This is a genomic window from Paenibacillus pasadenensis, from assembly GCF_002864175.1.
Taxonomy (GTDB): Bacteria; Bacillota; Bacilli; order Paenibacillales; family Paenibacillaceae; genus Paenibacillus_O; species Paenibacillus_O pasadenensis.
Window position 1 is genome coordinate 744,507 of the sequence record NZ_NFEZ01000003.1, and the last position, 23,109, is coordinate 767,615.

Annotated in this window: 17 protein-coding genes; 3 read left to right on the forward strand and 14 right to left on the reverse strand. The window is 62.4% G+C overall.

Annotation, left to right across the window (positions count from 1 at the left end; translation table 11 throughout):
- Positions 1-459: 459 nt before the first annotated feature.
- The 4 genes from B8V81_RS06830 to B8V81_RS06845 form a co-directional block, all read right to left on the reverse strand.
- Positions 460-1,788 carry an ABC transporter substrate-binding protein gene (locus B8V81_RS06830; RefSeq protein ID WP_028599227.1) on the reverse strand — a complete coding sequence of 443 codons (1,329 nt, stop codon included), beginning with the start codon at positions 1,786-1,788 and terminating at the stop codon, positions 460-462.
- A gap of 208 nt (positions 1,789-1,996) precedes the next feature.
- The gene (locus B8V81_RS06835) at positions 1,997-3,298 is read right to left on the reverse strand and encodes an ABC transporter substrate-binding protein (protein WP_043111412.1); all 1,302 of its coding nucleotides are present in this window, start codon (positions 3,296-3,298) and stop codon (positions 1,997-1,999) included.
- 218 nt (positions 3,299-3,516) lie between these two features.
- Positions 3,517-4,350: a carbohydrate ABC transporter permease gene (locus B8V81_RS06840; protein WP_373864125.1), complete on the reverse strand. Its 834-nt coding sequence runs from the start codon at positions 4,348-4,350 to the stop codon at positions 3,517-3,519.
- Positions 4,347-5,228, reverse strand: coding sequence for a carbohydrate ABC transporter permease (locus tag B8V81_RS06845; RefSeq protein WP_028599230.1), 882 nt, complete (start codon positions 5,226-5,228; stop codon positions 4,347-4,349). The genes B8V81_RS06840 and B8V81_RS06845 overlap by 4 nt, the downstream gene beginning before the upstream one ends.
- A 223-nt stretch (positions 5,229-5,451) precedes the next feature.
- Here B8V81_RS06845 and B8V81_RS06850 point away from each other — a divergent pair, with 223 nt between their 5' ends.
- Both B8V81_RS06850 and B8V81_RS06855 read left to right on the forward strand, forming a co-directional pair.
- Positions 5,452-7,302: a sensor histidine kinase gene (locus B8V81_RS06850; protein ID WP_052333316.1), complete on the forward strand. Its 1,851-nt coding sequence runs from the start codon at positions 5,452-5,454 to the stop codon at positions 7,300-7,302.
- Positions 7,299-8,891, forward strand: coding sequence for a helix-turn-helix domain-containing protein (locus tag B8V81_RS06855; RefSeq protein WP_028599231.1), 1,593 nt, complete (start codon positions 7,299-7,301; stop codon positions 8,889-8,891). Before B8V81_RS06850 ends, B8V81_RS06855 begins: the two co-directional genes overlap by 4 nt.
- Before the next feature lie 290 nt (positions 8,892-9,181).
- Here the strand turns inward: B8V81_RS06855 and B8V81_RS06860 are convergent, their stop codons facing one another.
- Together B8V81_RS06860 and trmL are read right to left on the reverse strand one after the other, a co-directional pair.
- On the reverse strand, positions 9,182-9,430 hold the full coding sequence (locus B8V81_RS06860; RefSeq protein ID WP_101808022.1) for an AbrB/MazE/SpoVT family DNA-binding domain-containing protein: 249 nt from the start codon (positions 9,428-9,430) through the stop codon (positions 9,182-9,184).
- Between the two features lie 211 nt (positions 9,431-9,641).
- Entirely contained in the window at positions 9,642-10,106 is a 465-nt protein-coding gene (gene trmL / locus B8V81_RS06865; protein WP_101808240.1) for a tRNA (uridine(34)/cytosine(34)/5-carboxymethylaminomethyluridine(34)-2'-O)-methyltransferase TrmL, read from the reverse strand.
- Positions 10,107-10,222: 116 nt separating this feature from the next.
- On the opposite strand from trmL, the gene B8V81_RS06870 reads away from it, so the two are divergent.
- Positions 10,223-10,948 (forward strand): response regulator transcription factor, encoded by a 726-nt coding sequence (locus B8V81_RS06870; RefSeq protein WP_028599234.1) that lies wholly within the window; start codon positions 10,223-10,225, stop codon positions 10,946-10,948.
- 130 nt (positions 10,949-11,078) lie between these two features.
- Here the strand turns inward: B8V81_RS06870 and serC are convergent, their stop codons facing one another.
- The 8 genes from serC to B8V81_RS06910 all read right to left on the reverse strand — a co-directional run bounded on the left by serC (position 11,079) and on the right by B8V81_RS06910 (position 23,024).
- Positions 11,079-12,167, reverse strand: coding sequence for a 3-phosphoserine/phosphohydroxythreonine transaminase (serC, locus tag B8V81_RS06875; protein ID WP_101808023.1), 1,089 nt, complete (start codon positions 12,165-12,167; stop codon positions 11,079-11,081).
- A gap of 220 nt (positions 12,168-12,387) precedes the next feature.
- Positions 12,388-13,812, reverse strand: coding sequence for a type I glutamate--ammonia ligase (gene glnA / locus B8V81_RS06880; RefSeq protein WP_101808024.1), 1,425 nt, complete (start codon positions 13,810-13,812; stop codon positions 12,388-12,390).
- Positions 13,813-14,144: 332 nt separating this feature from the next.
- A complete protein-coding gene (aroF, locus tag B8V81_RS06885; protein ID WP_028599237.1) occupies positions 14,145-15,206 on the reverse strand; it encodes a 3-deoxy-7-phosphoheptulonate synthase in 1,062 nt (353 codons plus the stop codon).
- A 189-nt stretch (positions 15,207-15,395) separates the two neighbouring features.
- Positions 15,396-17,792 (reverse strand): glycosyltransferase family 39 protein, encoded by a 2,397-nt coding sequence (locus tag B8V81_RS06890; protein ID WP_180968392.1) that lies wholly within the window; start codon positions 17,790-17,792, stop codon positions 15,396-15,398.
- Between the two features lie 1,469 nt (positions 17,793-19,261).
- A complete protein-coding gene (locus tag B8V81_RS06895) occupies positions 19,262-19,816 on the reverse strand; it encodes a DUF2062 domain-containing protein (RefSeq protein ID WP_101808026.1) in 555 nt (184 codons plus the stop codon).
- The gene (locus B8V81_RS06900; RefSeq protein ID WP_028599240.1) at positions 19,813-20,763 is read right to left on the reverse strand and encodes a 4-hydroxy-3-methylbut-2-enyl diphosphate reductase; all 951 of its coding nucleotides are present in this window, start codon (positions 20,761-20,763) and stop codon (positions 19,813-19,815) included. Before B8V81_RS06900 ends, B8V81_RS06895 begins: the two co-directional genes overlap by 4 nt.
- An 87-nt stretch (positions 20,764-20,850) precedes the next feature.
- Positions 20,851-22,326 carry a sensor histidine kinase gene (locus B8V81_RS06905; RefSeq protein WP_101808027.1) on the reverse strand — a complete coding sequence of 492 codons (1,476 nt, stop codon included), beginning with the start codon at positions 22,324-22,326 and terminating at the stop codon, positions 20,851-20,853.
- Between the two features lie 2 nt (positions 22,327-22,328).
- Positions 22,329-23,024 (reverse strand): response regulator transcription factor, encoded by a 696-nt coding sequence (locus tag B8V81_RS06910; protein WP_028599242.1) that lies wholly within the window; start codon positions 23,022-23,024, stop codon positions 22,329-22,331.
- Positions 23,025-23,109 lie beyond the last annotated feature (85 nt).

Genomic DNA, 23,109 nt, shown 5'->3' on the forward strand with positions numbered 1-23,109 from the left:
CGAGCCTGCCGCCTGTCGCGGCGAGCGCGCGCCGGACCAGCTCCAGCGCCGCCTCCGCGCTCGCCGCGACGACGATGCCCTCGCCCGGCCGCGCCGTCTCCTCCGCGCCGAGCGCGCGCTGCAGCAGCGCGGCCAGCCGCTGGCCGGCATCCTCGCCTATGGACGACTTCCCTTTCGCCAGCGCCCGCCGAACCGCCTCGAGCACCTCGCTGTCGGCGTACAGCCGCAGCGCTTCTCCCGGACGGTCCAGCGCTATGCAGCCGAAGCTTCTCTCCATCGCCATGCCCGGCGCCCTCCTTTTTTCGGCCCAGCATCAGGCCCTCCATTCCACGCCGCCGTCGCACGGCCGCCTTCGCCCAGCCCGCTCCATCCGCCCCTTGCCCGGCGCCTGCCTCGATCCCTCCGCGCAAAAAAACGCCCCTGAAGCATATATGCTTCAGGGACGCGCCTTAGAACCGCTTATTTTTTCGCCATGCTGGTCCATTTCGCTTCGATGTTCTTCAGCAGGCCGGCTTTATCCACCTTGCCCGCGACATACGCCTGCATCTCCGCGCCGACTTCCTGCGGCAAGCCTTCCGGCATTTGGTTGAAGTACCAGCCGGACGTCTTGTTGTCCTTGGAGTAGGCCATGATGTCCGTCGCGATCGCGCCGAGCACCTTCTCGTCGGTCACTTCGATCGACTTGAGCGCCGGGATGAACTTGAACTCCTCGACGATGTAGCGCTTGCCCGTCTCGCTCGTCGCCAGCCAGTTGAGGAACTCCTTGGCCGCTTCCTTGTTTTTGGAGTTCTTGTTGACCGCCCAGTTGTTCGGCACGCCGACCATGATGTTGCCGCTCTTCTCGCTGTCGTCGATCGGCATCGGCAGCACGCCGATGTTCATGTCCGGCGTAATGCCGTCGATCTGCACCTGCGTCCAGTTGCCCTGCTGCATCATCGCCGTCTTGCCGCTGGCGAACAGCGTCACCTGCGTGTTGTAGTCGGTCGTCAGCGGGTTCTTGTTGCTGTACTTCATCGTCAGGTCGAACAGGTTGAACCATTTTTCCACGACCGGGTTGCCGGCCAGGCCGCCCTTGCCCTCGTTGAGGCCCTGGATCAGCGCCGCAGGATCATCCTGATCGGCGAGCGCGACGTTGAACAGATGGTTGCCGAGCACCCACCACTCCTGGTAGCCGTTGGAGAACGGCGTGATGCCGGCGTCCTGCAGCTTCTTGGCGGCCGCGTCGAGCTCCGTGAGCGTCTTCGGCAGCTCGGTGATGCCCGCTTTTTCGAACAGGTCCTTATTGTAAATGTAGCCGTAGCCCTCGATGCCGATCGGCATGCCGTACATCTTGCCGTCGCGGCTGATCGGCTCCTTCGCCGTGTCGAGCACGTCGCTTACCCACGGCTGGTCGGACAGATCCTCCATCTTGTCGATCCAGGTCGTCAGCTCGGCGTTGCCGCCGTTGTTGAAGATGTCCGGCTCCTGGCCGGAAGCGAATTTCGCTTTCAGGCCCGCGCCGTAGTCCGCGCCGCCGCCCATCGTCTCGATGTTCAGCGTGACGTTCGGATGCTCCTTCTCGTAGTCGGCTTTCAGACGGTTCATCGCATCGGCGATCTCGACTTTATATTGGAAGATATTGAGCGTGACCTTTTCGCCGCTGCCCGCGTTCGTTCCGGAGCCGGCGTTCGTCGCCGTATTGGCCGGGGCTTCGTTGCCGTTCGAGCCCGAGTTGCCGGAAGTGCTGCAGCCTGCCGCCAGGCTGAGCGCCAGACCGGCGGACAAGACGGTTACCATCGTTTTTTTCATTCGCTTTTCCTCCTTGGATAATGACCCTCGTTCGTCCTGCAAGCGCCCTGAGTTCTATATTGGCTGATGTTCCCTTAGATTCTCCTGGGAACAATCCAAGTATACCTTCGGTCATGCAAACGCTACCACCGAGGATGTTGAACAAAAAGGGGGAAAATATTGATGCCGAATCTCCGGATCAATATCTTCCCCCTGCGGGCTTGCCGCCTTATTTCGCGAACGTGCCCCACTTGGTCTGAATGTTTTTAAGCATCTGCTCCTTGCTCGACTTGCCGGCGACGTACGCCTGCATTTCCGCGCCGACTTCCTGCGGCAGCCCTTCCGGCATCTGGTTGAAGTACCAGCCGGACGTCTTGCCGTCCTTGGAATAGGCCATGATGTCGTTCGCGATCGCGCCGAGCACCTTCTCGTCGGTCACCTCGATCGACTTGAGCGCCGGAATGAACTTGAACTCCTCGACCGTGTAGCGCTTGCCCGTCTCGCTCGTCGCCAGCCAGTTGAGGAAGTCCTTGGCGGCTTGCTTGTTCTTGGCGTTTTTGTTCACGACCCAATAGTTCGGCACGCCGACGAAGATGTTGCCGCTTTTCTCGCTGTCGTCGATCGGCATCGGCAGCACGCCGATGTTCATGTCCGGGGTGATGCCGTCGATCTGCACCTGAGTCCAGTTGCCCTGCTGCATCATCGCCGCCTTGCCGCTCGCGAACAGCGTCACCTGCGTATTGTAGTCCGTCGTCAGCGGGTTCTTGTTGCTGTTCTGGATCATCAGGTCGAACAGGTTGAACCAGTCGCCGACGACTTTATTGCCCGCCAGATCGCCCTTCTTCTCGTTCATTGACTGGATGAACGCGGCCGGGTCCTCTTGATCCGCCAGCGCGACGTTGAACGTGTGGTTGCCGAGGACCCACCACTCCTGATAGCCGTTCGCGAACGGAGTAATGTCGGCCGCCTTCAGCTTCTCGACGGCCGCCTTCAGCTCGGTGAGCGTCTTCGGAGGCGTATCGATGCCCGCTTTGGCGAACAGATCCTTGTTGTACAGCAGGCCGTAGCCTTCGATGCCCATCGGCAGGCCGTAGTTTTTGCCGCCCGAGGTGATGCCTTCCTTCGCCGTATCGATAACGTCGGATTGCCAAGGCTCGCCGCTGAGATCCTCCAGCTTGTCGACCCAGGTCGTCAGATCGGCGTTGCCGCCGTTGTTGAAAATATCAGGCTCCTGGCCGGAGGCGAATTTCGCCTTCAGGCCCGCGCCGTAGTCCGCGCCGCCGCCCATCGTCTCGATGTTCAGCGTGACGTTCGGATGCTCCTTCTCGTAATCGGCCTTGAGGCGGTTCATCGCGTCGGCGATCTCCACCTTGAATTGGAAGATGTTCAGCGTCACCTTCTCGCCGCTTCCGGCGCCTCCGGAATTGCCCGCCGCCTCGTTGCCGGCACCGCCGTTGTTCGTCGTGCTGCAGCCGGCCAGCATGGCGATGGCTACGCCCGCGGATACCGCGGTCATCAAGCTCTTTTTCATCTTTTTCAAGCCCCTTTCCTATCCTTGCTCCCTTTAGTATGCCAATGTTTCGGCATCGGATGCGGAAGCGTCTCTGGTTTATGGCCTTAGTATACCCGTTCTGTGCAAACGTTGGCACATACGATATTGCGGCAAAAGGGGGAGGATATTGACCTCGCTTTCGCGCGGGTCAACATCCTCCCCCTCGGGGAATGTCCGGCTATGCTCCTTTGATCCGATCAGCCCTTCACCGAGCCGGCCGTAATGCCCTCGATGATATGACGCTGCAGCGTCAGGAAGAACACGAGGATCGGCAGCACGCCCATGACGAGGCCGGCGAGCGCCAAGTCCCACTGCTTCGTGTACTGCCCGAAGAAGGAATACGTCGAGAGCGGGATCGTCCGGTTCGCCTCGCCGAGCATCAGGTTCGGCAGCAGGAAGTCGTTCCAGATCCAAAGGCTGTTCAGGATGATGATCGTCGCCGTCATCGGCTTGAGCAGCGGGAAGACGATGCGCCAGAACACGCCGTAAGGCGAGCAGCCGTCGACCGTCGCCGACTCCTCGATCTCGACCGGAATCGACTTGACGAAGCCGTGATACAGGAAGATCGTGAGCGACGAGCCGAAGCCCATATAGCACACCCACAGCCCCCAGATGCTGTTCGTCAGGCCGAACGTAGCCGCTACCTTCATCAGCGGAATCATGATCGACTGGAACGGGATGACCATCGCCGCGACGAACACCATGAACAGGATGTTGTTGTACTTGGACGGATGGCGGACCATCCGGTAGGCGCACATCGAGCAGATGATCGCCAGGCCGATGATGCTCGTCACCGTGATGAGGAACGAGTTCATGAACGACGCCGGAAACTTCATGATTTCCCAGGCGCGGGTGAAGTTGTCGAACGTCCACGGATTCGGCAGAGCGGCGGAGTCGAGCAGGATGTCCGCGTACTTTTTCAGCGAGTTGCTGACGAGGAAGTAGAACGGGACGAGGAACACGAGCGCGATGAGCACCGCGACGATTTCCAGGATAATCGTCGACCAGCGATAGCGGCTGTTTTCCATCAGACCTGCACCTCCTTGCGTTTCGTCAGCCATACCTGCGCCGACGAGATCAGCGCGACGACGATGAAGAAGACCAGCGCCTTCGCCGTGCCGAGACCGTAGTTGTTGTTTTGGAACGCTTCATTGTAGATATTGAGCGCGACGGACTGCGTCGAGTTGTACGGTCCGCCCTTGGTCAGCGACAGGATGATGTCGAACGACTTGAACGACCAGCTGAGCGCGAGGAACAGCGAGATCGTGACGGCCGGCATGATGAGCGGCACCGTAATGTGGCGCAGCCGCTGCCAAGGGGTCGCTCCGTCGATCGACGCCGCCTCGATCAGCTCGCGCGGCACGTTGATGAGCGCGGAGATGTAGATGACCATCAGATAGCCGGCGGTGCTCCAGATCGTCACGATGACGATGCCCCAGAAGGCGGTCGTCTCGTCGCCGAGCCAAGGCAGGTTGAACAGCGCCCAGCCTGTCTTTTCGCCGACGGCCGCGAAGCCTTTGACGAAGATGAACTGCCAGATGAAGCCGAGCAGCAAGCCGCCGATGACGTTCGGCATGAAGAAGATCGTGCGCAGCACGTTCCGCGACTTGAGAGGCTGCACGAGCAGCAGCGCCAGCAGGAAGCCGACGAGGTTGGAGAGGATGACCGCGGCGACCGTGAACCGCGCCGTGAAGGCGAACGAGCTCAAAAAGGTCTGATCGCTGAAAATGTTGATGAAGTTGCTCAGGCCGATGAATTCGGCGTTGTCGGACACGCCGTTCCACTCGAAGAACGAGTAGTACATGCCCATAAAGAAGGGAAGCGCAACAATGATCGCGAACGCGAGCGTGACCGGGCCCGTGAAGACGATCTGCTGGATCCATGATTTGGACCATCCGCTGCTTTTCATCCCGTATCTCCCCTTTCGCTTGAATCGTAGTCAGTTTGGCCTGCAGAATGTCGAAATATGCCCACCGCTTGCCTGATTATCCTTAAGTATAAAGGCGGAAGGACCCTCCTCCCACCGAGGATGATGACGGGAAAGGTGTAAAATATTGATGCTGCAGCCGCTTGCCGCTATAATCGAACGATAGCCCTTCCCGACCGGAAGGCAGGCAAAGGAGCGCTCTGCCGTGAAATTTTACTGGGTGAGGCGCAGCATCCGGACCAAGCTGGCCGTCTTCCTGCTGCTGGCGATCGGCATTCCGATGCTCGTCTCCATCACGATTACGAATACGCGGACGGCCCGCTTCGTCGAGGAAGACACGATCCGGCAAAATTCCAATCTGCTCTACCAGGGGAAGACGAATCTGGACAACTATTTCCGTTCCTTTTTCCAGACCTCGCTCGCGCCTTATTCCGACACGACCTTGTACCGCACGCTCGAGACCGGACGGAGCGACTATCTGACGGACAACCAGATCTTCGTCAGCCTGCAGCTCATGTCGTCGTCGGTCAAGGAAATCTACCAGGTGTACCTCCACTCTCCGCTTGCCGAACGCGGCTACCTGTACTCCAAGGGCCAGTACAAGCGGATGGAGCAGATCGTCAACGCTCCCGGCACGTCGCTGCCGGAAGGGGTCGCCTATTCGATCCGGCCGCTGCATATGAGCACCAACTACAACATCAGCGCCGCGCCGCCGTTCCTCTCGAAGCGCGTCATCACCGTCATCCGTCCGATCCTGCAAATTCCGAGCGACAAACAGATCGGCACGCTCTCGCTCGACATCACGCCCGAGATGATCATCTCGATCTGCGATCAGCTGTATCAGCGCGACCAAGGCGAGGAGGTGTACCTGCTCGATCCGTCCGGCGTCATCATCTACGGTCCCGATTCCGACCGGTTCGGCCTCAAGCTCGATGCCGAGTGGGCGCAGGAGCTGCTCGAGCAGTCGTCGCTGCCGGATGGCCACGACGCTCCGGGCGGAGCCCGCTCGACGCGGCTCGGCGGCGGCGATCACGAAGCGGTGTTCATCTACGAGCAGATCGAGGCGGGGGACAGCAACTGGACGCTCGTCAAGCGCATTCCCGACTCCGTGCTGAGAAGGGCGACGAATCAAGTGACGCAGGTCAACACCGGCGTGCTGATCGGCTCGCTGCTCATCGTCGCAGCCGCCGCGCTGTTCATCTCGTTCTGGATCACCGGCCCGATCAAGCGGCTGACCGGCTACGTCAGCCAGATCCAGTCCGGCCAGCTGCAGACCGACATCCATCTCGGCCAGGCCGACGAGATCGGCCAGCTCGCCCGGCGGTTCCGCATGATGATGGAGACGATCAACAACCTCGTCCTGCGCGAGTACAAGCTCGAGCTGGCCAACAAGACGAACCAGCTCAAGGCGCTTCAGGCGCAGGTGCATCCGCATTTCCTGTACAACGCGCTGCAGTCGATCGGCACGACCGCGCTCAAGCGCGGCGTTCCCGACCTGTACAAGCTCATCATGCAATTGGGCAAGATGATGCGGTACTCGATGAATACGGCCGAGGAATTTGTCGCTATTTCCCAGGAAATCGACCATGCCCGCTCCTATCTGGAGCTGCAGCGCCATCGCTTCGACGACAAGCTCACCTACGAGATCGCGATGGACGAAGGAGTCGGCGAGGCGCCGCTGCCGCGCATGGTCATCCAGCCGATCGTAGAGAATGTATTCAAGCATGCCTTCGATCCGTCCGGCGGAGAAGTCCATGTATCGATCCGCTGCTTCCGCGAGGACGGCCGGATCCGGATCGAGATCGCCGACAACGGTCCCGGCGTCAAGCCGGAGCGGCTGCAGGCGCTGCGCGCGAGCCTGCTCGGCGTCGATGACGAGAGCGCCTCGATCGGCGAGCACATCGGACTCGCCAACGTCGCGGCGCGGCTCGCCCTTCACTGCGGCGAGGAAGCCTCGATGAGGCTCGATTCCGGACTGGAGCCGCTCGGCGGCTTCTCCGTCACGCTCCTGCTGCCCGATCAGCTTCCATCCCAGACCAGCGAGGTGTCCCCATGAACGTATTGATCGTCGACGACGAGAGCCACGCGCGCGATGCGGCGAAGCTGCTTGTCGACTGGCAAGGACTCGGCTTCGAGCGCGTGCTCGAGGCGGACAACGGCGAAGCCGCCAAAATGCTCATGGATGAACACAATCCGATGCTCATCCTGACCGACATCCATATGCCGATCACGGACGGCATCCGCTTCATGGAGTGGACCAGCACGCATCATCCGGAAGCCAAGGTGATCGCCATCAGCGGCTACAACGACTTCGAGTACGTCCGCAAGACGATGAAGTACGGCGGCCGAGACTATATTTTGAAGCCGATCGACCCCGACCAGCTGAACGAGGCGGTGCAGCGCGCGCTCGAGGAGCATCGGAGCGAGACGAGGGAAAAGCAGCGCCAGGTCGAGAGCGGCATCGCGCTGAACCAGTACAAGCCCGTGTACTGGAGCCATCTGTTCGGCCGGCTGCTCGCCGGCTCCCAGGAGGCCGAGGCGGCCGCCGTGCAGCTGAAGGCCGAGTTTTCCGGCTTTCCCGACCAGGCGCCGATGCAAGCGGTGCTGCTCAGCCTGTACCCGATCCCGGACAAGCTGCTGCGCCGCTTCCGCGGCGACCGGGAGCTGCTCGATTTTGCAATCGTCAACGTGCTGAACGACCTGCTGCGCTCGGAGTGGCGCTGCGGCTACGCGTTCCGCAGCTCCGAGGCGCCCGACGAGCTGATCGCCCTGTTCTGGGACCGCTTCGACCTGCTGGAGGAGCGCGTCCGCCTGCTGATCGAGGCGGTGTCGATGACGCTCAAGGCGGAGCTGCATGCCGGCATCGGCGGCAAGGAAGAGCGGGCGTCCGCCGCCTGGCAGTCCGTCAAGCAAGCTCGGATCGCGCTCTCCCAGCGCAATCTGCTGACGCCGGAGCTGCGCATCCATCGCGGCGGCATTCCGGCGGCGGCAGGCGCGGCGCTCCCGAACCTGTCGGCGCTCGGCGACGCGCTGCGCCTGTCGATTCAAGTGCGCAACGCCGCCGAGGCGACCTCCGCGCTCGGCAATTGGTTCCGCCTCGTCCGCAGCCACGGCGTCGTCACGCCGGCCTCCGTCCGCGCGTGGGAGACGCAGATGGGCGTCATCCGCAGCCGCATCGAGCAGGAGTACGAGATCGATACGCTGCGCGACCAGGAGCTGCCGCTGGTGTTCAGCGACCAGGGCCGGCTGCTGCTCGACGAGACGGAGAAGGAATGGCGCCTCCTGCTGCTCGACTGGCTCGACGCGCTGCTGCGCAGCATCCGCCAGGAACGCAGCATCATCGACGAGATGAGCTCGTATATCGCTTCGCATTTGGAGGAAGACTTGAGCTTGCAGGCGCTGGCTTCGCGCTTTTTCCTCAGCCGCGAGCATGTGAGCCGGCGCTTCAAGCAGGAGACCGGCCAGACGCTGAGCGAGCATGTCGAGAGCCTGCGCATGGACAAGGCCCGCAAGCTGCTGTCCTCGTCGGAGCTGCGCGTCAGCGACGTCGCCGCCCAGGTCGGCTATACGGACGAGAAATATTTCAGCAAAGTGTTCAAGAAGCATTCCGGCTGCTCGCCGGGCCAATACCGCCATCGCGACTGACACATTCTGTTCACAACTTGAATCGTTTTCTTTTTTTCCCCAGTTGGGTATAATGAAGACAATTCGTACGGAGGTGCTACATATGTCCTTACCGTTTATCGTGGTCGTGCTGGTCTCGCTGCTCTTCCTGACGGCGATGCTCACCGCGGCGTACAACGACGACAAGACCAAAGGCCTGTAAAAAGGCTTCGGCTCGGCACTGCAATACGACGAACAACAAAGGCCAGGCAGCCCGGATCTCTCCGGCCAGCCTGGCCTTTTTCTTGCGCGTGCTCCGCCTCTGCAACGGCTCAGCGTCGCAGCTGCAGCATCTGTCCCATGCACTCCGCGCACAGGAACCGTTCCTTGAACTCCCTTACCTCTTCCATCGATCCGCAAAAGACGCAGCGGGGACGATAGCGCTCGAGAATGATGTGATCCCCTTGCACGAGGATCTCCACGGGATCGCCTTCATTCATTTGATAGCGTTTGCGCAGCGATTTGGGCAGGACGATTCGTCCCAGCTGATCGACTTTGCGCACGACTCCGGCCGGTTTCATCGGTTGTATTCTCTCCTTATGTCTGAAAATCTAGTCACAACCAACCCTCGGCGGACCTTGCAGTCTCAGGGCTATTGGATGTCTATTCCCCTGTTGTTCGCTTTGCGCGATCAGAATCCTTCCGCAATCGCCTTATTTCTTAATATAGTCCAACTCTTGGCAAAATGGACTTCGTTTGGATGGTCCGGAAAGCGGTTCTCTTCTCCGAAGCTCAGTCCATCCCCGGAAACCCGTTCTGGCGCAGCGCCTCGAACAAAATGACAGCGGCTGAATTGGACAGATTCATCGATCTCACGTCGCCCGTCATCGGCATGCGGATCGCCGTCTCGCGGTTGGCCTCGATCAGCTCCGGCGGCAACCCCTTCGTCTCCTTGCCGAATACGAGCAGGTCACCGTCGCGATATGCGACCTTATCATAGCGATGGCTCGCCTTGGTCGAGGCGAAAAAGAACCGCCCTTCCGCGAACCGCTCTTGCACCTCCTGGAACGAATCGTAGTAGGACACGCGGACCGCGTGCCAGTAGTCGAGGCCGGCGCGCTTCAGCGTCCGGTCGTCCGTCTGGAAGCCCAGCGGGCGGACGAGATGCAGATGGGCGCCTGTCGCCGCGCAGGTGCGGGCGATATTGCCGGTATTGGCCGGAATCTCCGGCTCGACGAGTACGATATGAAAAGCCATGGCTTTCATGCATCCTTTCGTTTACGCTTTTACATTCCTTTTACGCGCCATTAATTCCTTTCTGAAGGTAACGCTTTATTCTGAATTAAAGAACCTGGAAAAGGAGACCGACCAAGGTGACGAAAAAAAAAGTTCTCATTGTTGATGACGAGCCTTCCATCTCCATGCTTCTGGAATTCAATCTCAACCTTGCCGGCTTTGAAGTCCGCTCCGTCCACGACGGCTTGGCCGTGTTCGATATGCTCAAGCCGTTCCGTCCCGATCTGATCGTGCTCGACCTGATGCTGCCCAAGATGGACGGCATCGAGGTATGCCGCGAGCTGCGCCGGCGCGGCAACGCCGTTCCGATCGTCATGCTGACGGCGATGCAGGACGTCACCGACCGCATCGCCGGGCTCGACAACGGCGCGGACGATTACATGACCAAGCCGTTCAGTCCGCAGGAGCTGATCTCGCGGATCCAGGCCGTCCTGCGGCGCGTGCAGGCGCAGCCCGGACAGATGGAAGAGATCCATTACGAGATTGGCCCGCTGCGCGTCGATCTCGGCCGCCGCGAGGTTCACTTGAACGGCGCGGCGATCGAGCTGACCCCGAAGGAATTCGAGCTGCTCGCCTTCCTTTGCCGGCACCGCGGCAAGGTGCTGAGCCGCCAGCAGCTGCTCCAGGGCGTGTGGGACTACCACTTCCTCGGCGATACCCGCATCGTCGACGTGCATATCAGCCATCTGCGGGACAAGATCGAGCGCAGCGCCCGTTCCCCGGAATTCATTATGACCGTGCGCAACGTCGGATACAAGCTCACCGGCCCCGGACCGAACGATCGGAGGAGCGCGCTGGCCTAGAGCGTGCTAGAGCGTGCTCGCGAACCTGTTCAAGGGCATCGCTCCCCGCCTTCTCGCCCCAAAAAGCAGCGCCCTTGCCGGCATCTCCGGCAAGGGCGCTGCTGCTTCAGGCCAAGCGGCGCGTTCCGCTTCAGCCGTTTTTACGCTGGAATTCGGCCATGAACTCGGCAAGCGCCCGGCAGCTCTCGAGCGGCACCGCGTTGTAGGTCGAAGCCCGCAGGCCGCCGACGTCGCGATGGCCCTTGAGGCCGACGAAGCCGGCCCGCTCGGACTCCTGGATGAACTTCTTCTCCAGCTCCTCGCTCGTCAAGCGGAACGTGACGTTCATGAGCGAGCGGCTGCCGGACTCCGCTACGCCGCGATAGAACCCGCCGCTGCCGTCGATGGCTCTGTAGATGAGGCCCGTCTTCTCGCGGTTGAGGCGGTCGATCTCGGCCAGCCCGCCCTTGCCGCGGATCCACTCCAGCACGAGGCCGACCATGTAGACCGCGAAGGAAGGCGGCGTATTGTAAAGCGACTTGGACTTGGCATGCGTATCGTAGCGGAGCATCGTCGGCACGCCGGGACGGCTCGGCTCCAGCAGGTCGTCGCGGGCGATGACGAGCGTGACGCCGGACGGGCCGAGGTTCTTCTGCGCGCCGGCATAAATCATGCCGAACGAGGCGATGTCGAGCGGACGCGACATGATGTCGCTCGACATGTCCGCGATGAGAGGAACCGCTCCCGTGCTCGGGAAGGAAGCGAGCTGGGTGCCCTCGATCGTCTCGTTGGACGTCAGATGCAGGTAGGCCGCATTGTCCGGCAGCTCCACCGAGGCGAGGTCCGGCATGCGGGTGAAGCGCGCGTCCTCGGACGTGGCGACGACGCGCGTCTCTCCGATCAGCTTCGCTTCCTTGATCGCTTTTTTGGCCCAGCTGCCGCTGTTTACGTAGGCGGCCGTCTTGCCGTCCGCAAGCAGGTTCATCGGCACCATCGCGAACTGGGTGCTCGCTCCGCCCTGGAGCAGCATGACGCTGTAGCCGTCCGGCACGCCGAACAGCTCGCGCACGAGGCGTTCCGTGTTGTCGTTGACGCCCTCGAACGCCTTGCTGCGGTGGGACATCTCCATGATGGACATGCCCGCTCCGTTGTAGTCGACGAACTGCTCCTGTGCCTGCCGCAGCACTTCAAGCGGCAGCGCCGCCGGACCGGCATTGAAATTGTAGGCTCTCTTCGTCACGCTCTCGCACCCCTGTCTCTGTCGCTGGAACGAAACGCTCCAGTAAAGTTATGAGTATCTTAACAAGTTTGAGTTCATCCTTCAAGGGCAAATTCGCGAATGCTGACCGGGAAAAGACCCGACATCATTCGGATTTAGGCTAGAACTATGCCTCGCCGCTCCTCGCATGAAAACAAGGCTCCCTGAACCAGGGAGCCTTGAAGGTATGAGTGCGTTCCGACTAGCAGTCGAAGTAGAGGCCGTACTCGTGCGGATGGACACGAATCGCGACGGCTTTGGCTTCTTGACGCTTGAAGGCCACATAGTTGTCGATGAAGTCCTGGCTGAAGACGCCGCTTTCGGTGAGGAACGCGGAGTCGGCCTCGAGAGCGTCCAGAGCCTCGTCCAGCGTTCCAGGAACGCTGCGGATCTCTTTTTTCTCTTCGTCGGACAGCTCGTAGATGTTTTTGTCGTACGGACCGTAGCCGAGAGCCGTCGGGTCGATCTTGCGCTGGATGCCGTCCAGGCCGGCAAGCAGCATCGCGGCGAACGCGAGGTACGGGTTGGCCGTGGAGTCCGGCGTGCGGAACTCGATGCGGCAGCCTTTCGGCGTGACCGCTGCGACCGGAATGCGCACCGCGGCGGAACGGTTGCCTTTGGAGAACACGAGGTTGACCGGAGCTTCGTAGCCTGGAACCAGGCGCTTGAAGGAGTTCGTGCTCGGGTTCGTCAGGGCGATCAGCGCCGGAGCGTGGTGCAGGATGCCGCCGATGTAGTGCAGCGCCATCTGGCTCAGGTTGGCATAAGCGCCTTTTTCGTAGAACAGCGGGCTGTCGCCGTTGAAGATCGACTGGTGGACGTGCATGCCGCTGCCGTTGTCGCCGAAGAGCGGCTTCGGCATGAACGTCGCGACCTTGCCGTACTGGCGAGCCGTGTTGTGCACGAGGTATTTGTACAGCAGCAGGTTGTCAGCCGTTTTGGTCAGCGTGTCGAAGCGGAAGTTGATCTCCGCTTGGCCGGCCGTCGCCACTTCGTGGTGATGGCGCTCGACGCGCAGGCCCGCTTCTTGCATCAGGCGGACCATCTCGCTGCGGATGTCCTGCTGGGAGTCGACCGGCGCCACCGGCACGTAGCCGCCTTTTACGCCGACCTTGAAGCCGAGGTTTCCGCCCTCTTCCTTGCGGTTCGTGTTCCAAGCCGCTTCCTCGGAGTCGACCGAGTAGAAGGAGGTGTTCATGGAGCTCTCGTAGCGCACGTCGTCAAAGATGAAGAATTCGGACTCTGGGGCAAAGAATGCCGCCGTGCCAACGCCGGAGGATTGGAGGTATTCTTCCGCTTTTTGGGCGATGCTGCGCGGATCGCGATCGTAGCGCTCGCCGTCAGGCGTGTGGATGTTGCACATCACGTTGAGCGTCGGATGGTCCGTGAAAGGATCGATGAAGACGGATTCCGTATCCGGCATCATGACCATGTCGGACTCTTCGATGCCGCGGAAGCCCGGAATCGAGGAACCGTCGAACGCTACGCCGTTGACGAACGTGTCACCATCCACTTCCGTCGCAGGAAGGGTGATGTGGTGAGCGCGGCCGGCAAGATCCACAAAACGGAAATCGACAAACTGGATGCTGTTTTCTTTGATTTTGTCCAAAACACCTTGAACTGACATCTGAAATTTCCTCCATTTCCGAACGTTAGCATTGATTGGAGCCCAAATTGTTCAACTTTGACCCTAAACCTTGAAGTAATTATAAAACTCTCGATTAACACCGTCAATAGCTATGTAAGGTATTTTTGGCACAAGTGTAAGCATTACTCACAACATTTATACAATATTCACATTGCGAACCGCCTTTCCGCACGAACATCCGTAAATCCCTGAGAATCCAAGGTTTTACGGATGTTCACGAACAATAGGAGCGAATGCGGAGCCTGTCGTTATTCGTCTCTCTACATATTTATGCGAAAACGCTTTCTTTCTCTCTCCTCGAAAAGCTCCGTTCAGCGCTGCCAGACGGCGAACGCCTCGGGCTGCTCCTTTTTCGTGTCAAATTTCTTGCCGACGATCGGGGCGAGGCGCTCGAGATCCTTGAGCAGGCCGGCGAACTGGTCGGGGAAGAGCGACTGGACGCCGTCTCCGGTCATCGAGTTGTCCGGATCGGTATGCATCTCGATGATGAGCCCGTTCGCGCCGGCGGCGACCGACGCCTTGGCCATCGGCTCGACGAGCTCGCGCCGCCCCGTGCCGTGGCTCGGATCGGAGATGACGGGCAGGTGGCTCAGCCCTTGCAGCACCGGTATCGCCGACAGGTCGAGCGTATTGCGCGTGTACGTCTCGAACGTGCGGATGCCGCGCTCGCACAGCATGACGTTGGGGTTGCCTCCGGCGAGGATGTACTCGGCCGCGTTGAGGAATTCGTCGTAGGTGCTGCTGAAGCCGCGCTTGAGCAGCACCGGCGTCTGGATCGTGCCGAGCTTGCGCAGCAGGTCGAAGTTCTGCATGTTGCGCGTGCCGACCTGCAGGATGTCGGCATGCTCCGCGCAGATGTCCACGTACTCCGGCGTCATCACCTCGGTGATCGTGAGCAGGCCGTGCTTTTCGCCCGCCTCGCGCATCATCTGCAGTCCTTCGACGCCGACGCCCTGGAAGCTGTACGGTCCCGTACGCGGCTTGAACGCGCCTCCGCGCAGCACCTGGCCTCCGGCCGCCTTGACGAGGCGGGCGATCTCGTCGATCTGGGCCGCCGACTCCACGGCGCACGGACCGCCCATGATGACCAGATTATCCCCGCCGATGCGGACGCCCTTGATGTCGATGACCGTATCCTCCGGATGGAAGTCGCGGCTCGCAAGCTTGTAGGACTTGGAGATCTTGATGACGTTCTCGACGCCCTTGAGCTGGCGCAGATGCTCGGCGAGCGTCGGCGCGGCCTGGCCGATGATGCCGATGACGGTGCGGTCCGTTCCTCTCGACACATGGGCCGTGACGCCGGCCTGCTCGATCTGGGCGACAATCTCGGCGATGCGCTCGTCGGTGACGGATGGCTGAGTGATGACGATCATGGATGGTTCTCTCCTTCGGGGTTCGGATAAGGTGGCGCTATGCATTCGGACAAGACTTTCGCACTTGTTCGCTTTTAAGCTTTTATGCTTTTATTTGCTAAAGTAAATATACGCGATTCCGCTCCCTCTGTCAAGACGCCCTTCCAGAGCAGGCGGCCCGCTCCTCGCACGAAAAGCGGCCGCCTGCCGCTAATCGAGCGTCACTTCATACAGCGTCGCCGCTCCGCTCGCGGAGGAGCCGTAGGCGGACGGATCGACCGCCTTGCCGTGCTCGGCGATCCAGGCATTCAGATCGCTGCCGCTGCCGCCGTTGCTGCCGCCGCGTCCGCCGCCCCCGAAGCCTCCGCCTCCGACGAGGAAATACTTCACCTTGCCCGAACGGACGAGCGCTTCGAGCTTCTGTTCGTCGTAGACCGGATCGGAGTTTTGAAAGCCGTGCAGGATGACGACCTTCTCGCCTTCGCCGACAATGTAAGGGGCCGCCGTTCCGTAGTCGGATACGGCAAGCAGGTAGTCCGTCGTCTGGTTGTCCCGCAAGTACGCGAGCAGGCCAGGATCGACCGCAGCCGCCTCGCCGCGACCTCCTCCGAAGAACGAGCCGGGCATCATGCCTCCCATGATGCCCATGCCGCCCATGCCGCCCATGCCGCCCTGCGCCTGCGGATTCGCCGCGCCGCCGGCCCTGCCGCTTTGCCCTCCGCCTGGAGCTCCCCCGCTCCAGCCGCCGCCTGCGCCGTCATCCGCGCCATTGCCTTGGGCGCCGCCCGGTCCCCCCGCGGCCGGCATTTCGCCGGGCAATCCGCCGGGGAAACCGCCGGCCATCCCGGCCGCAGCTCGGCCGGACATCGCCCCGCCGAAGCCGCCCATGCCGGAGTCCGGTCCGGCGGCCGGAATCATCGCGTTCTGCCCGTACACGATCGGCGTCGCCGACCAGTAGGCCGGGCCGATCAGCAGCACGGCCAGCCCGGCTGCCGCGATCCAGCGGACGGAGCGGCGGTCTCTTCCCGCTGTCGCGGTCGCGCCGAGCAAGAGCGCGCCGAGCAGGCCGAGACCGGCGACGGCGATCGACCAGCCGAGCCCGATCGTGGATTCGTAGGCTTGCAGGATGTACCACTGGAACAGCGCGGTCGCGGCGATCGAGGCCGGCAGCAGCCAGGACTGCCAGCCCGCCCCCTCGCGATAGCGGACCCATAGGGTCCACGCTCCGGCGCCTGCCAGCGCGGCGATCGGCGGCGCCAGCATGATGAGATAATACGAGTGGAAAAAGCCTGCGACGCTGAAAAATGCCGCTGCCGGCAGCAGCCACGCCAGCCAGAACAGCGTCTCTTTCTGCGCTGCCGTCAGGCTGCGGAGGCGCAGCGGAAAGAGCAGGACGAGCGCCGACAGCAGCGCCAGCGGCAGCAGCCAGCTGGCCTGGCCGGACAGCGACTGCTGGAACAGGCGCAGCGGCCCCGCCTCGCCCGTATTGAACATGCCGCCTCCGCCGCCCATCCGGCCTCCGCCATCGCCGAACGTCCTGCCTTCGGCGGAACCGAAGCCTCCGGCAGCGAATCTTCCTGCGCCTCCGCCCTCCGGCCGCTCTGCTCCGGAGTCTGTGCCTGCGCCGCCAGCCGCGCCCGGCCTGCCGGCTGCATTCCCGCGAGCCCCATCGCCACCCGCCGCGCCTTGGCCGAAGCCGCCTGCCGAGTCCTGCCCGGTTGCGTCCTGCATCGTGCCGTCCGGCGAAATCGCGCCGGGGAAGCTGCCCTGTCCCCCTGGACCGCCAGCTCCGCCGCGGTCGCCGGTCAGGCGGGAGATGCCGTTGTAGCCGAACGCCAGCTCCAGCACAGAGTTCGTCTCGCTGCTGCCGACGTACGGCCGCTTGTCCGCCGGCACCGCGTCGACGACAACCGCCCACGAGACCGAGATCAGCAGCATCAGAGCCGTGCAGCCGGCCAGCAGGCCGTACTTCGCCTTTGCCTTCATCCGCACGCCCAGCACATAAAGCAGGTAAAACGCCGGCAGCACCATGTACGCCTGCAGCATCTTCATGTTGAAGCCCGCCCCGATCAGCGCGAAGGCGGCCAGCAGGCTGCCCGCGCGTCCTTCGCGGACGCCGCGCAGCAGGAACCAGGCCGCTAGCGCGAGCGTGAACACGAGCATCCCGTCGATGTTGTTCGTGCGCGACACCGCGACCGCGACCGGCGTCAGCGCCATCGCCCAGGCGGCCGCACGCGCCGCCACTGCGCCGAACGTCGGCTTCACGCACGCGAACAGCAACGGTACGGTCGCGACGCTCGCCAGCGCTTGCGGCAGGATGACCGACCAGCCTTGCAGGCCGAATACCCAGGCGAACGCCGCCTGGATCCAGAAGGTCAGCGGCGGCTTGTCGACCGTCACCGACCCGGCCGAGTCCAGCGAGCCGTAGAAGAAGTTGTGCCAGCTCTGCAGCATGCTTCCGACCGCCGTCGTGTAGTACGTGTTGGCGTAGGCCTCCTGCCAGATGCCGTATCCGTTCAGGAAGACCGCGGCGGCGACCGCCGCCAGCAGCCAGCCGTCCACGGCGATGCCGCGGCGCAGCCGCGCCGCCTTCTCTTGTCCGTTCATCGTTTCCCACTCTCCTCGTCCAATCCGGGCTGATTCCACCATCTTACGGGATCAAAATGAACGAAAAATGAACGAGGCCGCGCTCAAAACGAACCACTGGGGCGGACGACCAGGATTCGGGATCTGAATGGGCCGCTTTGCGCGGAGCTGGCCATTCGAAACCTGCACCCGCTTCGCTGCGAGCTAGCGCATTCGAAACCTGCACCTGCTTCGCGGAGCGGAGCTAGCTCATTCGAAACCTGCATCCGCTTCGCGGAGTGGAGACTCGTTCCGATCTCCCTGGAGCCCAGATTCCTTTGATTCCCTGTTCCGAAACGGAAGGAATCCGGCCTCCAAGGGAACCGCTGCCGCTTCTCCACGAGCCCCCGTCCGCTTCGCTCTTTGGTTTCGACGATAGGCTCGGTGCCCTCGCTCATCAGCACTAACTCTCGTGACCTCACCGATACGATCGTTTAGAGAATAATGCCGAATCTGCCTCCGAACGCGGAGTGGAAACTCATTATACTCTCCATGCACCCCAGATTTCTTTGATCGCATTTCTCCGGAACCCTAGAAAAAATCCTATATCGAGCTGAATGCCGAAAACTTAGGGTTACAGCGGCTTACAAGCTCGCCTTTCAAGCTCCAACCCGATTAAATCGGGTTACAGCGGCTCTCAAGCCCGTCCTTCAAGCTCCAACCCGATTAAATCGGGTTACAGCGGCCCACAAGCCCGTCCTTCAAGCTCCAACCCGATTAAATCGGGTTACAGCTATTCGTAAGCCCCTCTGTAGCGGAAGGAATCCAGCTTCAGAGGAATCGCTGTCGCTACACGAGCCCCGTTTACTTCGCTCCACTTAGTTCCAACTCATGCTTGGCAAAAGGTACTTGATGCGCATCGCCCTCCTCCTGTCCGAGTTACTCGGTTTTTCCGCGTAACTCCCTCCGATTCGCCACCCGCTTGCCCGAGTTACTCGGTTTTTCCGCGCAGCTCCCGCCGGTTCGCCACCCGCCTGCCCGAGTTACTAGGTTTTTCCGCGTAACTCCCTCCGATTCGCCACCCGCTTGCCCGAGTTACTCGGTTTTTCCGCGCAGCTCCCGCCGGTTCGCCACCCGCTTGCCCGAGTTACTCGGTTTTTCCGCGCAACTACCACCGGTTCGCCACCCGCTTGCCCGAGTTACTCGGTTTTTCCGCGCAGCTCCCGCCGGTTCGCCCTCCTCCTGTCCGAGTTACTCGGTTTTTCCGCGCAGCTCCCACCGGTTCGGCCCCCGCCTGCCCGAGTTACTCGGTTTTTCCGCGTAACTCCCACCGGTTCGCCACCTGCCTGCCCGAGTTACTCGGTTTTTCCGCGCTACTCCGAAGACCGGCGTGACGCGCAAAAAGCCGTCCGCGAGCACGAAGCTCGCGGACGGCTTAGTCGAATTGCAAATGCGACGCTGCCTGCGCCGGCGGCGGCCATCGGCGGGCCGCCAAGCGGACAGCGCTCCGCTCAGCCCCGCGCGATGTCCGGCTCGGCTGCAGCACCGGGGCGCCGACGAAGCCGGCGCCGTTCCTTGCGCTGCGCCGCCAGATAAAGCAGCAAGGAGCGCATCGCGATGAACAGCACCGCGCCGATCCACAGCCCGTCGACCATGCCGCCGACGATCAGCTTGAGGTTGAGCAGCAGCATGCGGTTGATCTCCTCGCCGATGAGCGGCAGATGGAAGCTGAGCCGCGTCGGCAGCACCCACCCTCCGACGACGGAGTGCAGGTAAGCGAGCGGCAGGTAAACGACCTTGCCCAGCACGAAGCCGACGAGCGCGCCCGCCAGGCTCCCCCGCAGCACATAGATGAGCGGGAAGATCAGGAAAAACGCGAGACCGTACGTCGGCAGCGTGAACATCTCGCAGAAAAAGCCGACGGCGAAGCCCGTCGCGACGAAGGTCGGCCCGCCCGGGGCGCGCAGCAGCTGCAGCAGCTTGAAGCGCGCCCAGCGGCGGATGCCGGCCAGCCAGCCGCGAAGTCCCGCCCGCCGCGGCCTTTCCGCTGCTCTCCGGGCGGTCATGGGGTCGACTTGACCTTGACCTTGGGCAGCAGCTTGGCCATGTCGACCGTCCGCTTCAGCTCCCAGGTGGCCGGGTCCTGCTCGTCGTACTGCTCCAGGAACTGGATCACCTCGCGCGTCAGCGGCGTCGGCGTCGAGGCGCCGGACGTGACCGAGACGCGCTGCTTGCCCTGCAGCCACTCCAGCTTGAGCTCGGACAGGTCGGCGATCCGGTATGCCGGCACGCCGGAAATCTCCTCCGACACCTGCGCGAGCCGGTTGGAGTTGTTGGAGCGCGGATCGCCGACGACGATCGTCAGCTCCGCCGCGCCCGCCTGGTCGGCGACCGCTTCCTGGCGCACCTGCGTCGCGAGGCAGATCTCGTTATGGATCTCCGCATGCGGAAATTTCTCGAGCAGGCGGGAGATGAGATGGCGGATGTCCCACTGCGACATCGTCGTCTGGTTCGTGATGAGGATGCGGTCGCCCGTCACGTCCAGCCGCTCAATGTCCTCCTCGCGCTCGATCAGATGCACGCGGTCCGGCGCGACGCCGACGGCGCCTTCCGGCTCGGGATGATTCTTTTTGCCGATATAGATGATCTGGTAGTCCTCCGCCGTCTTCTCGCGGATGAGGTCATGCGTCTTGGTGACGTCCGGACAGGTGGCGTCGACGACGGTCAGCCCCTTCTCCTTGGCGCGTCGGCGCACCTCCGGAGAGACGCCGTGCGCGGTGAAGATGACAGTGCCCGACTCGACCTGCTCCAGGATTTCCAGGCGATTCTCGCCGTCGAGCGTGATGATGCCTTCTTCCTTGAAGGCGTCCGTGACATGCGCGTTGTGCACGATCATGCCGAGAATATAGATAGGGCGCGGGAGGTCGAGATTGCGCGCGGTCTGCAGCGCCAGCACCATCGCGTCGACGACCCCGTAGCAGTAGCCCCTGGGCGATATTTTGACAACTTCCACTTGGATGACCTGCCTTCCCTGCCGCCGCTCGCGGAATTCCGATCCGGCATCCCCCGAGCCCGCGGCGCTAGCTGTCTCCAGTATACTCTATCTAGCCGGGACGGAAAAGGCGACGGGCAGCCAGACGGTGAACGTCGTGCCCGCGCCGGGACTTGTATGCACCTCGACCGAGCCTCCGTGCTCGTCGATGATCCACTTGGCGATCGACAGGCCGAGGCCGGTGCCGCTCGTCACGCCCCGCGACTCGTCCGCGCGGTAGAACCGCTCGAAGATGTGCGGGATCTGCTCCGGGCTCATGCCGAGGCCGGTATCGCGGATCAGGATGCCCGCCTGGCCGCCGCTCAGCGTCGCCTCCAGCCGCACGAAGCCCTCCGGCGTGTACTTGAACGCGTTCTCGATGAAAATGAACATGAGCTGGCGCAAGTAATCCGCGTTGCCGACCACGCCTACGCCCTCCAGCGCCGACAGGTCGCCCGGACGCCACTGCGCCGTGCGCGGCAGCAGCGCGGCGCGCCGCACGACGTCTTCGAGCAGCGGCAGCAGCTCGACCGGCTGCTTCTCCATGACGAAGCCGGCGTCGGCGCGGGCGAGCGCGAGCAGGTCGTTGACGAGGCGGCTCATGCGCCGAGCCTCGTCGCCGATGTCGCGCATCGACTCGCGCGACAGCTCCTGGCGCAGCGCCTCCTGCTCCGAGATCGGCTCGGAGCGGCCGGCCTCGGCTTCGAGGGCGGGCGTCCACATCTTTTCGAGCAGGTCGATGTTGCCCCGGATCGTCGTCAGCGGCGTGCGCAGCTCATGCGAGGCGTCGGAGACGAACCGGCGCTGCGCGTCGTACGCCTCGTCGAGCTCGTTGTAGGCGCGCTCCATCCGGCCGAGCATGCCGTTGAGCGTATCGGTCAGCCGCCCGAGCTCGTCGTTCGGCCCGTCCCAGGCGATGCGCATGCGCAGGTCGGAGCCTTTGTCGATCTGCTCCGCCGCCTGAATGACGATCTCGATCGGCCGCAGCGCCTGCCGCGCCATGATGAGCCCGACCGAAAACGCCAGCAGCAGCCCCATAATCGACGAGAACACGAGAATCGTGCGCAGCTGCTGGAGCAGGTTCTCCTGCGCGCCGACGAACAGCCCGACCTGCAGCAGGCCGACCGTCTGCTGGGTGCTCGTCGCCTGGATCGGCACCTCGTAGATGTAGAACGGATTGCCGGAGACGACCGTCTTGACGAAGCGCGCCTCGCCGACCTTGGAAGGGTCCTTCTCGTACGGGAAGACGAGCTTGCGCTGCGCCAGGCCCGTAGACTGCTGTCCCTCGCTGGTCCGATAATTGTAGATCTGGATGTAATACTCGTCCTGCAGATAGGAAGACCGGTTCACCTGCAGCCGGCCGGGATCGAACACGCTGTTCTGCACGATCTGCTGCCCCAGCTCCTGGCCTTGATTCTGCAGCTTGCCCTTCATCTCGTTATACGTGTTGTGGTAGAGGAAAGCATACACCGAGCCGCTCAGGATGAGCAGCACGAACGCCAGGATGCCGCTGTACCAAAGCGTCAGCTTGAGGCGGATCGGCATCTTCAGCCCCCTCCCCCGCGCAGCACGTAGCCGGTGCCGCGCACCGTCTGGATGAGGCGGGCTTCCTTGCCCGCGTCCTCGGTCTTCTGGCGCAGCATGGCGATGTACACCTCGAGCACGTTGGATTCGCCGCTGTAGTCGTAGCCCCAGATCTTGTCCATGATGGAGTCGCGCGTCAGCACCCGCTTCGGGTTGCTCATGAAATACTGCAGCAGGTCGAACTCCTTGGCCGTCAGCTCGATGCGCCGCCCGCCGCGGATCGCCTCGCGCGAATCGAGATCGAGCACGAGGTCCTCGAAGACGAGCCGGTTCGACGGCTCCTCGAGCTTGTCCGGCTTGCGCCGCAGCAGGGCGCGCACCCGCGCCAGCAGCTCCTCCAGCGCGAACGGCTTGACGAGGTAGTCGTCCGCGCCGAGATCGAGCCCTTTGACCCGGTCGCCGATGTCGTCCTTGGCCGTGAGCATGAGGATCGGCACGGAGCTGCCTCCCTCGCGCACGCGGCGGCATACCTCCCAGCCGTCCACCTGCGGCATCATCACGTCGAGGATGAGCAGCTGCGGCTCGATGCCGAGCAGCACCTTGAGCCCTTCCAGTCCGTTGCTCGCCGTCGTCACCTCATAGCCCTCGAAAGCCAGGCTGCGGCGCAGCATCGATATGATTTTCTCGTCGTCGTCGACGATGACGATATGCGGTCTCATGTTCCGCTCCCCTTCCGTCCATGCTGCCTCTATCGTACCGTATTCCTGCCGCATGCAAAAGCGCAGGCGCCTGTTCAAAGCGCCT